The sequence below is a fragment of the Streptomyces humi genome (assembly GCF_001005085.2).
Taxonomy (GTDB): Bacteria; Actinomycetota; Actinomycetes; order Streptomycetales; family Streptomycetaceae; genus Streptomyces; species Streptomyces humi.
Map to the genome: position 1 here is coordinate 53,823 of NZ_LBMU02000046.1, position 11,048 is coordinate 64,870.

Sequence of the window (11,048 nt, forward strand, 5' to 3'; positions counted from 1 at the left end):
TTCACTGATGGGCATTCCAGCGTTCCACAAGAGAATACGTCATTCCACGTAATGGAACGCCCGGGATGGTGGGTCGGAGGGCTGCCGAACCCACCTCGGAGGTCCCGGAACCGCACCACAAGCATCCCCGAGAGGACAAGCCCCGTGGCTGAGAAGGTCCACAAGGTCCGCACGACCCTCGAGCAGATGGCAGAGATCGAACAGCAGTGGATCGACGAGGTCCAGGAAGACCAGGAACTCACCACCTTCGGTCTCTACCCCCAGCCCTCGCGCGGCGGCGCGGACGCCCAGGGCAGCTACCAGCTCTACCTGCCACCCCGGTACGAGACCGAGCCGGCCCGACGGTTCCCCGTCATCTACTGGCTGCACGGCGGGTTCGGCAACGCCCGTCAGGGTTCGGACATGGTCGCGCGGATCGACAAGGCGATCCGCGGCGGCGTGATGCCGCCCGCCATCGTGGTCGTTCCGCAGATCCTGCCGATCGGCTGGTACGTCGACTCCAGGGACGGCGCCCGGCCGCTGGCCCAGATCACCGCGTTCGACCTGGTCGACCACGTCGACTCCGCCTACCGCACGATCCCCGAGGCTTCCGCCCGTACGGTCGAGGGTTTCTCCATGGGCGGTTTCGGCGCCCTCCACCTGGGCCTGAAGTACCCGAAGATCTTCGGGAAGGTGTCGGCGGTCGCCCCCGCGATCCTGCGCGACCTCAAGGACGAGCCCGAGGACCGGGTCAACAACACCTACTTCGGCGACCAGGAGTACTACGACCTCTGCCATCCCTGGAGCCTGGTCCTCGCCAACGCCCCCGAACTGCGCCGCACCAGCCAGGTCCGGCTGCTGTCCGGCCGGCTCGACACCCGCCTCGCGCCCACCATCCGCGACCTGGACGCCCGCTTCACCGAACTCGAAGTCCCGCACGACTTCTTCGAGTTCCCGGACGCCGACCACGAGTACGCCGAGATCATGGACGGCTACGGCGACAAGTACTACGCCTGGTGGCGCACCGCCTGACGTCGTGGACGCGCCCGATCGCCCCTGACTGGCCGCCCGCCACGACGCCCAGGGCCCCAAGTCGCCGAGTCCTCAGGGCTCCAGGTCCCATAGTCCCAAAGTCCCCGAGTCCCCGAGTCCCCAGGTCCCCATGTCCGGGACACCGTCCGGTGGTCCCTGCGGCACCCCATGCCCTCCGAAAGGCCCAGTGCCCGTGCGTCTGACGCCCCTCACCAGCCTGACCCCCGAGCAGACCGAACTCCTCGCCGCCATCGTCGGCCCCGGAGTCGAACCACCACCGCCCTTCCTGGCCTGGGCGCGCAACATGGAACTCGCCCCCTGGGTCGAGCACCTCGGCCGCTACTGCCGCAACGAGTCCCGGTTCCCGCAGCGGCTGCGCGAGCTCAGCGTGCTCATCGCCGCCCGCCACTTCGACAGCCAAGCCGCCTGGAACGCCCACATCCAGCAGGCCGTCGAGGAAGGCGTCCCGGCGGAGTGCCTCGACCGCCTCGCGCGCGGCGAGGACCCCGGCTTCAAGTCCGAGGACGAGCGCGTCTTCCACGCCTTCGCCCACGAGATGCTCTACGACCACTTCGTCACCGACGACACCTACGCCGAGGCCGTCGCCCTGTTCGGTGAGGCAGGCGTACTGGACCTGATCGGCTGCGTGGGCAGCTTCAGCATGTCCGCGATGATGCTCAACACCTTCCGCATCCCGCTCCGGCCGCACCTGCCCCGGCCCTTCTCCGACGTCGACGGATTCCGACGGGTTCCGACGGACGACTGACCTGCGCCCTCCGGCGGATCCGGCGCAGGACCGGCTCGCGCCCACCGAACCGCCCCGGACGCACCGACCCTCGCACCGACCTCGAAAGGGTACGGCCTTATGCCGCGTTCCCCCTTGCAGCTGCTCGACGGACTCCTCGACGAGGAGGGCATGGAGACCGCCGTGCACCGCTTCGTCCTCGGCGGCCCCTTCGGCGCGGAGCCCCCCGAGACCACCGCCGAGCGCCTGAGCCACTTCGCCGCGGCGGGCGGGCTCCTCGTCGAGACCTCGCACAGCTACGCCGGCGGCAGAGCCGAGGCGGCGGTCGGCCGATGGCTGCGCGCCAACCCCGGCACGCTCGGCGTGACCACCAAGGTCGGTCACGACAGCACCGGCCGGGACATCCCGCTCAGCCGGGAAACCGTGACCGCGCACGTGCGGTCCGCACGGGAGAACCTCGGTGTCGAGGTCATCGACATCCTGCTCTACCACTGCGACGACCCCGCCCGGTCCGTCCCCGAACTCGCGGACACCCTCGTGGGTCTCGTGGCGGCCGGACACGTCCGCCGCGTCGGGGTCTCCAACTGGCGCGCCGAGCGGCTGGCGCGACTCGCCACCGACCTGGGCGCGCGGGGCCACACCCCGGTGGCCAGCTACCAGTTCGGACTCGCCGAACCCGATCCGGCGCTGCTGGAGGGCAGCCTGCACGCCGACAGCGCCGTGCTCGACGTCGTCCGCGCCCACCGCCTGCCCCTGCTCGGCTGGTCGTCCCAGGCGCGCGGCTACTTCTCGCGCGGCGTACCGAAGGAAGTCCACGGCAGACCCGATCCGTACGACACCCAGGACAACCGCGACCGCCGCGCCCGCTGCCGGGAACTCGCCGGGCGACTCGGCACCCGGCCGGAGACGGTGGCCCTGGCCTGGACCCTCCACCACCCCGGGGTGTGGCCGTCGATCGGCCCGCGGACCACCGCCCAGATCGACAACTCGCTCGAGGCCCGCCGCGTCGCGCTGACCGCGGAGCAGGTCCGCTGGCTCCGGGACGGCCGGTGACCGTCGAACGCGCGGCCGCACCCAAGAGCCGGCTCTCCCCCAAGGCCGCCGTCTGCGGGGTGTTCGTCGCCGCGAACTTCATGGCGATCATGGACACCACGATCGTGAACGTGGCCCTCCCGGCCATCGGACGCGACTTCGGTGTGGACACCTCCGGCCTGAGTTCCGTGAACGTCGGCTACCTGGTGGCGCTCGCCGTCTTCATCCCGCTCTCCGGCTGGTTCGGCAACCGGTTCGGCACCCGGCGCACCGCGCTGACCGCACTGCTGCTGTTCACCCTGGCGTCCGGGCTGTGCGCCACCGCCGGCTCACTCGACGAGCTCACCGGGTACCGCGTCCTCCAGGGAGCGGGCGGTGGTCTGCTCGCCCCGGTGGGCATGACGATGATGCTGCGGGCGTTCCCGGTGGCCGAGCGGTTGCGCGCACAGCAGTACGTCATGCTGCCGACCGCCGTCGCCCCCGCCCTCGGCCCCGTGCTGGGCGGCCGGCTCGTGGACACCGCCTCCTGGCACTGGGTGTTCCTGGTCAACCTGCCCGTCGGTGTCCTCGCCCTGCTGTTCGGCCTGGGAACCCTGCCCGACTTCCCCGGTCCGGGAGCGCCCCGCTTCGACGTCCCCGGTTTCCTCCTCGCGGGCGGCGGGCTCGCGGCGGTCCTGTACGCCCTCACCACGGCTCCGGACCGGGGCTGGACCGACTCCGGCACCCTGCTTCCGCTGGCCGCCGGCCTCGCGTTCCTGGCCTTGGTGATCCCCTGGGAACTGCGCACCGGACATCCCATGATCGACCTTGGGGTGGCCCGGGACCCGCTCTTCCGTACGACCCAGCTGGTCCTGCTGCCCACCGGGGCCGCCTTCATGGGCGTCCTGTACCTGTACCCCCAGTTCCTCCAGGGCGACCTGGGCTATGACGCGTTCCACTCGGGCCTGGCCACGTTCCCGGAGGCGCTGGGCATGCTGACGGCCTCCCAGGTCGTGCCCCGTCTCCACGACAGGGCCGGCCCTCGCGGCCTGATGGTCGCGGGCGGCGCCGGGGGTGCGCTGGTCATCGGCGGTCTGGCGGTCCTCACCGCCGTCCCGAACGCCCTCGTGCTGTACCCGGCGATGTACCTGCTCGGCGCATCCGTCGGCGTCCTCTTCGCGAGCGCCCAGAACGCCGCCTTCGTCACCGTCCCACCCTCCCGTACGGCCGACGCCACGACCCTCCTCAACGTGCAGCGGCAGACCGCGGGCGCTTTCGGGGTCGCCCTGGCCGGCACCCTGGCGGCATCCCTGCTCCCATCGGCCGGCCCCGGCGGTGACGGCACCTTCGCCTACCGCACCGCCTTTCTGACCTTGGCCGCCCTGTGCCTGGGCGCCGCGCTCCTCGCCCTCCGCGTGAACGACCGTCCCGTGCGGGAGGCGTACGCCGCGGCCGGCCCGGATCACCGCCCCGCCGACACGGAGCGGCCGGGACTGACCGCGGGTTCATGAGCACCCCGCGCCGCTCGTGGCGGGCGGGTGACGTTCACATGCCGCCGCGCAGCGTCCGGGACAGGCCCAGTGCGGCGGTGCGCACCGCCGGGGCCAGCCGGGCCGGATGGAAGCCGGCACGGGGTACGGCCACCGACAGGGCCGCGACCGCCTTGCCGCCCGCTCCGAACACCGGGGCTGCGATGCAGCTGACCCCCTCGGCGGCCTCCTGTTCCTCGTAGGCGAGGCCCGCCACCTGGGCCTGTTCGAGCGCCGTGCGGAGTCGGGCCGGGTCGGTCACCGAGTAGCGGGTCAGCCGGGGCAGCCGCGTCGCGAGCACCTCGTCGGCGAGTTCGGGGGGCGAGAAGGCCAGCAGCGCCTTACCCACGCCGGTACAGGTCAGGGGCAGGGTGCCGCCGATGCGGGAGGGAAGGGCCAGGGAGTCGTGGCCGTGGATCCGCTCGACGTAGACGACCTCGTGCCCCTCGCGCACACCGAGGTGCACCGTGGCGCGGGTCGCCTCGAACAGGTCCTGGAGGAACGGCAGCGCCGCCTCGCGCAGGTCACGGCGGCGCGGCACCAGCGATCCGAGTTCGAAGAGCCTGCCACCGAGGTGGTAGCCGCTCTCGCCGCGTTCGAGCAGGCCGAGTTCCACCAGTGAGCCGACCAGCCGGGACGTGGTGCTCTTCGAGAAGCCGGCCCGTGCCGCGAGTTCCGTGAGACGGAACGGACCACCACTCGGAATGAAGACATCGAGGAGGACCACCGCCTTCTCCAGCATGGTGCCGTTCGAGCTGTTCCGTGTCATGGAACGGATTTTGCCGCGCCCAGGGTCCGTCGTCTATCCAGGAGGTGCCGCATCCGATTGCCGCAGCCGCACGTCCGGAGGTCGCCCATGCCACCCCAGCCGCCCCACTCGTCGCGCCCGCCGTCCCCGGAGGCGGAGAAGACGGCCCACGTCCTCTGGGAGGCCGAGCGGTCCGGTACACCGTGTCCGCCCGTACGGGACCGGCTGCCCGCCGGAGACGTGAGCGCCGCCTACGCCGTGCAGCGCCTCAACATCGAGCGCAGACTCGCCCGGGGCGGCCGCCTCGTCGGCCGTAAGATCGGGCTGACCTCGTCCGCCGTGCAGGCGCAACTCGGCGTCGACCAGCCCGACTTCGGGGCGCTGCTGGCCGACATGGCGGTACCCGACGGCGGGACGGTACCGCACGGGCGGCTGCTCCAGCCCAAGATCGAGGCCGAGGTCGCGCTCGTGCTGGCGGCCGGCCTGCCGCACCCCGACACGACGGTCGTCGACGTACTGCGGGCCGTGGACTTCGCCCTCCCCGCCCTGGAGATCGTCGACAGCCGGATCGCCGACTGGGACATCGGCCTGGTCGACACCGTCGCCGACAACGCCTCGTCCGGCCTGTTCGTCGTCGGTGCCACCCCGGTGCCGCTGACCTCGGTCGACCTGCGCGCCGTGACCATGACGCTCAGCCGCGACGGCGAGGAGGTCTCGCACGGCACCGGTGCCGACTGCCTGGACGGCCCCCTCAACGCGGCCGTGTGGCTGGCTTCCACGCTGGCCCGGACGGGCGATCCGCTGTGCGCCGGTGACGTCGTGCTGACCGGCGCCCTCGGCCCCATGGCCGTCGCCACCCCCGGCAGCCGCTTCGAAGCGGTCATCGCCGGACTCGGCTCCGTACGCGTCGGGTTCGCTTCCGCGTCCGAATCCGCTTCCGCGTCCGAATCGGCGTTCGTGTCCGGCGGGAAGGCGGGGCAGCGGTGACCACCACGACGTCCCCTCCCCGTACCAGAGTGGCCGTCATCGGCTCGGGGAACATCGGCACCGACCTCATGATCAAGGTCCTGCGGCTCTCGGAGAGCCTGGAGATCGCCGCCATGGTGGGCATCGACCCCCGGTCCGACGGTCTCGCCCGCGCCAAGCGGCTCAAGGTCGCCACCACGCACGACGGCATCGACGGCCTGGTCGCCATGGACGAGTTCCAGGACATCTCGCTCGTCTTCGACGCGACCTCCGCCGGCGCCCACCGCCGTCACGACGAGGTGCTGCGCGCGCACCGCAGAACAGTGGTCGACCTCACCCCGGCCGCCCTGGGCCCGTACGTCGTACCGCCGGTCAACGGCGCGGACCACCTGGACGCCCCGAACGTCAACATGGTCACCTGCGGCGGCCAGGCCACGATCCCGGTCGTCGCCGCCGTCAACGCGGTCACCCCCGTGCACTACGGCGAGATCATCGCCTCCATCTCGTCCCGCTCCGCAGGTCCCGGCACCCGCGCCAACATCGACGAGTTCACCGCGACCACGTCCGGTGCCATCGAGAAGGTCGGTGGCGCCGCGCGCGGCAAGGCGATCATCATCCTCAACCCCGCCGAACCCCCGCTCGTCATGCGGGACACCGTGCACTGCCTGGTCTCCGACTGCGCCACCGAGGCCGTCACCGCCTCCGTCGAGGAGATGGTCCGGAGCGTGCAGGCGTACGTGCCCGGCTACCGCCTCAAGCAGAACGTGCAGTACGAGCGGGTGGCCGCCGACGACCCGCTGCGCGCCCTCGCCCCCGGCCGCGGCGACGCGCTGAAGGTCTCCGTCTTCCTGGAGGTGGAGGGCGCCGCCCACTACCTGCCCGCCTACGCCGGCAACCTCGACATCATGACCTCGGCCGCGCTGCGCACCGCCGAACGCATGGCCGCACTCCCGCACTCCCGGCTGTGCCCGAGCGGGGGGACCCCCAGTGCCCCGGAGGTGGCGTCCCGATGACCCGTCTGTACGTCCAGGACGTCACCCTGCGGGACGGCATGCACGCGGTCCGGCACCGCTACACCGTCGACCAGGCGCGCACCATCGCCGCCGCCCTCGACTCCGCCGGCGTGGCCGCCGTCGAGGTCGCCCACGGCGACGGCCTGTCCGGCTCCAGCATCAACCACGGCGTCGGCGCGCACACCGACTGGGAGTGGATCGAAGCGGTCGTGGGCGCCGTGCACCGGGCGGTCCCCACCACTCTGCTCCTCCCCGGCATCGGCACCGTCCACGACCTCCGGCAGGCCCACTCCCTGGGCGTCCGCTCGGTCCGCGTGGCCACCCACTGCACCGAGGCCGACATCTCCGCCCAGCACATCGCCGCCGCCCGGGAGCTGGGCATGGACGTAGCCGGATTCCTGATGATGTCCCACATGGCCGAACCGGCCGAACTGGCCCGCCAGGCCGAGCTGATGGAGTCCTACGGCGCCCACTGCGTCTACGTCACCGACTCCGGCGGCCGCCTCACCATGGACGGCGTCCGCGACCGCCTCCGCGCCTACCGGGACGTCCTGGACCCGGCCACGGAGCTGGGCATCCACGCCCACCACAACCTCGCCCTGGGCGTGGCCAACTCGGTCGTCGCCGTCGAGAACGGCGCCACCCGGGTCGACGCCTCCCTCGCCGGTCAGGGCGCGGGCGCGGGCAACTGCCCGCTGGAGGCCTTCATCGCGGTCGCCGACCTGATGGGCTGGGAGCACGGCTGCGACCTGTTCCCGCTGATGGACGCGGCCGACGACGTCGTACGACCGCTGCGGGACCGCGAGGTGCGGGTGGACCGCGAGACCCTCACCCTCGGCTACGCGGGCGTGTACTCCAGTTTCCTGCGGCACGCCGAGAAGGCCTCCGAGCGCCACGGCGTGGACACCCGGGCCATCCTCGTGGAGGTCGGCCGCCGCAGGCTGGTGGGCGGCCAGGAGGACATGATCACGGACATCGCCCTCGACCTGGCGTCCGAGGCCGAGCCGGCCTGACGACGGGGGAGCGGCGGGGCGGCCGGTCCGCGCGTCGTGCCCCGGGTCAGGGTCGCGCGGAGCAGGGGGTGCCGCCCTCGCGACGGGCGAGACAGGAGTCAGCGTGGCCGATAGATCGATAGGCCGATAGGCCGGTAGGTCGACAGGCGGAACGGTCGCCGGGGCCGGCGGGCCCCCGCCGGATCGGCAGGGGCCCGCGGCCGGGGCACGGAGGAGCGCCGGGACCTGCGGCACCCTCACCGTCCGCCGGTGGCCTGACGGCCGGGTCTCACCTCAGGTGCCGGCGGAAGAACCGCGCCGCGTCGTCCCCCGCGGACTGCGGGACCCCGGTGTGCCCGCCCATGTTGGCGTGCAGGGTCTTCTCCCTGGAGCCGAAGGCGTCGAACAGGTCCAGGGCCGCCTGACGGTCGTTCACCTCGTCGTCCCACTGCAACAGGACGTGCAGGGGAATGGTGACCTCGCGGGCCTGCTCGAGGATGGCGCGCGGCACGAAACTCCCGGCGAAGAGGCCGGCGGCCACGATGCGCGGCTCGACCGCCGCCAGTCGTACGCCGACGGAGATGACCCCACCCGAGTAGCCGACCGGCCCGCCGAGCCCGGGCAGCGGCAGCAGGGCGTCGAGGGCGACCTGCCATTCCGGGACCGCCTTGTCCACGAGCGGGAGGACGAGGGCGTCGATGATCTCGTCGCTGACCTGTTCGCCGGCTTCCACCGTCCGGCGCAGGTCGGCGCGGGCCTGGTCGATGGCGTCCCAACGGGGCCGGTCACCGCTGCCGGGGAGTTCGATGGTGGCCGTGGCGAAGCCGTCCGCCGCGGCGTGCCGGGCCCGCCCCACCAGCCGCGGGTACATCTTGCGCAGTCCGAGCGGGGGCTGGCCGAGCAGGATCAGTGGTGCCGGCTCCGGCGCGGGTGCGGACGCGGGTGTCCACAGGATGCCGGGGATCTCGTCGAGGGTGAATGCGCGCTCGAGGACGCCGTCGTCGAGGCGCTGTTCGGAAGTGAAGCGAAGGGCCATGGTCGTGCCTTTCGGGAGAGCTGCTGAACGGCGCTCCCGGACGACCTATCGCCCGACCGTGACCCCGGAGGAGAGCACCCACGTCGAAACGTTCACGGGTACCACCTCCTCTTTCTCTCGCACGGCCGCCGTGAAGGTAGCAGGGCCCGCCGCGGTCCGCCAAACGGTTTCCCGGGCGCACACCACCGCGAGGATCCTCCGGGGGCTCAACCGGGCGGCGTCCTGCCGAAGCGCAGCCGCCACGGAGTGAGGGCGGATTCGAGCTGCACCGCCAGGCTCATCTTCGATGCCCCTCGCGTGCGTTCCTCGAACCGGATCGGCACCTCGCGGATGGTCAGCCCCCGTCTGACGGTGCGGTAGTTCATCTCGACCTGGAAGGAGTAGCCGTTGCTGTGGACCGACGGCAGGTCGATCGCCCGCAGTGTCCCGGACCGCCATGCCTTGAATCCGGCGGTGGCGTCCTTCACGTGCAGGCGCAGGATCGCGTTGACGTAGGCGTTGGCCCAGGCGGACAGGGCCTTGCGGTGCCATGGCCAGTCGGCGGCGGTCGAGCCGCCGGTGACGTAGCGGGAGCCGAGGACGACGGCGGTGTCCGTCGTCAGCAGGGTGTCGACCATGGCCGGGATCACGGCGGCCGGATGCGAGAGGTCGGCGTCCATCTGGATCACGACGTCGGCGCCCTCGTCCAGGGCGCGGGTCATGCCGGCCAGGTAGGCGCGGCCGAGTCCGTCCTTGGTGGTGCGGTGCAGCACGCCGACGGTGCCCGGTGCCTCGGCGGCGAGTCCGTCGGCGACCTCGCCGGTGCCGTCGGGTGAGTTGTCGTCGACGACGAGCAGGTGCAGGTCCGGCACCGGCAGGTCCGCGAGCAGACGGGCCAGGACGGGCAGGTTGTCCCGCTCGTTGTAGGTCGGCACGACGACAACGACCTTGGGCGACTCGGCGGTCATCGGCAACTCCGGGGTCGGGCGGCCGGGACCGGTTCAGCGGTACCGGTCCCGGCCGAGATGGCGGGCGGACACAGCCTCGCGCATCTGACGGTGCCCGTCCCCTTGACGGTGCCCGTCCCCTCCCGCGCGGCCGATCAGCGGGCGGTGCCGAAGTCCTGGGTCCAGTAGCTGTTCGGCTGTGCGAGACCCACGCCGATCTCCTTGAACGCGCAGTCGAGGATGTTGGCCTTGTGGCCGGGACTGGCCATCCAGGCCGCCATGACCTGCTCGGGAGTGGCGTAGCCGTAGGCCACGTTCTCGCCGTAGGTGCTCCAGGTGTACCCGGCCCTCGTGATCCGGTCTCCGGGCGAGGAGCCGTCGGACCCGGTGTGCGACATGTTCTGGTGGGCCGCCATGTCGTCACTGTGCGCCTGTGCGACCTTGGACAGGGTCGCGTTCAGGGTCAGCGCCGAACAGCCGACCTTGGCGCGCTCGGCGTTGACGAGTTCCACGATGCGGGCGACGACTCCGGACGCCGTGGCGGTGGCCTTCGGGGTGCTTGACGGCTGGGGGACCGCGGAAGCGGCGGCGGCGGCGGTGGTGTTCCGGGTGCTGGAGGGCGCGGTCGTGGTGTTCCGGGTGCTGGGCGGCGCGGTGGTGGTGCTCGGCCTGGGAGGGGTGGTCCGCACGGTGTGCCGAGGCGCCGTGGCCTTCGGCTTCCGCTTGGGCTTCGGCGCGGTCGTCCTCCCCGCGCTCGCGGCGGCACGCGGCGTCCTCGTGACGCGCTGCGTCGGGGACGCGGTCCACGAGGGCTCACCGCTCTGGTCGGCGTTCCAGGGGCGGGCCCAGTTCGCCTCGTTCCACCAGTCCTGCCCGTTCTGGGGGTCCTCGGTGGCGCTGCTCGCGGCGCTGCGTTGTCCGCCGCTGCCGGGCCAGTCGGTACAGGCCATGGCGGCGGACGGTATCCCCACGGCGCCCACGGCGGCGGCAGCGATCACCATGCGCCGGTATTGCGTGTTCCTACGATGTCTACCCATGCGTAACCCGCTCCTGAGCTGCGGCGGCGTCTGC

Annotated in this window: 11 protein-coding genes; 7 read left to right on the forward strand and 4 right to left on the reverse strand. The window is 72.1% G+C overall.

What is annotated here, in order from left to right; translation table 11 throughout:
- Positions 1-144 precede the first annotated feature (144 nt).
- From AAW13_RS21555 to AAW13_RS21570, 4 genes are all read left to right on the forward strand, one after another.
- Positions 145-1,011, forward strand: a complete 867-nt coding sequence (locus tag AAW13_RS21555; protein WP_052768459.1) for an alpha/beta hydrolase — start codon at positions 145-147, stop codon at positions 1,009-1,011.
- A gap of 193 nt (positions 1,012-1,204) precedes the next feature.
- The gene (locus AAW13_RS21560) at positions 1,205-1,777 is read left to right on the forward strand and encodes a carboxymuconolactone decarboxylase family protein (RefSeq protein ID WP_052768463.1); all 573 of its coding nucleotides are present in this window, start codon (positions 1,205-1,207) and stop codon (positions 1,775-1,777) included.
- A 99-nt stretch (positions 1,778-1,876) separates the two neighbouring features.
- Entirely contained in the window at positions 1,877-2,809 is a 933-nt protein-coding gene (locus AAW13_RS21565; protein ID WP_046727283.1) for an aldo/keto reductase, read from the forward strand.
- Entirely contained in the window at positions 2,806-4,278 is a 1,473-nt protein-coding gene (locus tag AAW13_RS21570) for an MDR family MFS transporter (protein ID WP_052768458.1), read from the forward strand. The genes AAW13_RS21565 and AAW13_RS21570 overlap by 4 nt, the downstream gene beginning before the upstream one ends.
- A gap of 34 nt (positions 4,279-4,312) precedes the next feature.
- Here the strand turns inward: AAW13_RS21570 and AAW13_RS21575 are convergent, their stop codons facing one another.
- Complete coding sequence (locus AAW13_RS21575) at positions 4,313-5,038, reverse strand: IclR family transcriptional regulator (protein ID WP_046727298.1); 726 nt, start codon at positions 5,036-5,038, stop codon at positions 4,313-4,315.
- 114 nt (positions 5,039-5,152) lie between these two features.
- On the opposite strand from AAW13_RS21575, the gene AAW13_RS21580 reads away from it, so the two are divergent.
- The 3 genes from AAW13_RS21580 to dmpG are packed head-to-tail and all read left to right on the forward strand — an operon-like array spanning position 5,153 to position 8,036.
- Positions 5,153-6,031 carry a 2-keto-4-pentenoate hydratase gene (locus AAW13_RS21580; protein WP_046727282.1) on the forward strand — a complete coding sequence of 293 codons (879 nt, stop codon included), beginning with the start codon at positions 5,153-5,155 and terminating at the stop codon, positions 6,029-6,031.
- A complete protein-coding gene (locus AAW13_RS21585; RefSeq protein WP_052768457.1) occupies positions 6,028-7,023 on the forward strand; it encodes an acetaldehyde dehydrogenase (acetylating) in 996 nt (331 codons plus the stop codon). Before AAW13_RS21580 ends, AAW13_RS21585 begins: the two co-directional genes overlap by 4 nt.
- Positions 7,020-8,036 carry a 4-hydroxy-2-oxovalerate aldolase gene (gene dmpG / locus AAW13_RS21590; RefSeq protein WP_046727281.1) on the forward strand — a complete coding sequence of 339 codons (1,017 nt, stop codon included), beginning with the start codon at positions 7,020-7,022 and terminating at the stop codon, positions 8,034-8,036. The genes AAW13_RS21585 and dmpG overlap by 4 nt, the downstream gene beginning before the upstream one ends.
- A 268-nt stretch (positions 8,037-8,304) precedes the next feature.
- Here the strand turns inward: dmpG and AAW13_RS21595 are convergent, their stop codons facing one another.
- The 3 genes from AAW13_RS21595 to AAW13_RS21610 form a co-directional block, all read right to left on the reverse strand.
- On the reverse strand, positions 8,305-9,051 hold the full coding sequence (locus AAW13_RS21595; protein ID WP_046727280.1) for a dienelactone hydrolase family protein: 747 nt from the start codon (positions 9,049-9,051) through the stop codon (positions 8,305-8,307).
- Between the two features lie 206 nt (positions 9,052-9,257).
- Entirely contained in the window at positions 9,258-9,998 is a 741-nt protein-coding gene (locus AAW13_RS21605) for a polyprenol monophosphomannose synthase (RefSeq protein ID WP_046727279.1), read from the reverse strand.
- A gap of 134 nt (positions 9,999-10,132) precedes the next feature.
- Positions 10,133-10,978, reverse strand: coding sequence for a CAP domain-containing protein (locus tag AAW13_RS21610; protein WP_338059057.1), 846 nt, complete (start codon positions 10,976-10,978; stop codon positions 10,133-10,135).
- Positions 10,979-11,048: the final 70 nt, after the last annotated feature.

Coding starts and splice junctions, on each gene's coding strand:
- AAW13_RS21610 (WP_338059057.1), bottom strand. CDS start 10,978: ATGGTGATCGCTGCCGCCGCCGTGGGCGCCGTGGGGATACCGTCCGCC.
- dmpG (WP_046727281.1), top strand. CDS start 7,020: ATGACCCGTCTGTACGTCCAGGACGTCACCCTGCGGGACGGCATGCAC.
- AAW13_RS21605 (WP_046727279.1), bottom strand. CDS start 9,998: ATGACCGCCGAGTCGCCCAAGGTCGTTGTCGTCGTGCCGACCTACAAC.
- AAW13_RS21565 (WP_046727283.1), top strand. CDS start 1,877: ATGCCGCGTTCCCCCTTGCAGCTGCTCGACGGACTCCTCGACGAGGAG.
- AAW13_RS21575 (WP_046727298.1), bottom strand. CDS start 5,038: ATGCTGGAGAAGGCGGTGGTCCTCCTCGATGTCTTCATTCCGAGTGGT.
- AAW13_RS21580 (WP_046727282.1), top strand. CDS start 5,153: ATGCCACCCCAGCCGCCCCACTCGTCGCGCCCGCCGTCCCCGGAGGCG.
- AAW13_RS21595 (WP_046727280.1), bottom strand. CDS start 9,051: ATGGCCCTTCGCTTCACTTCCGAACAGCGCCTCGACGACGGCGTCCTC.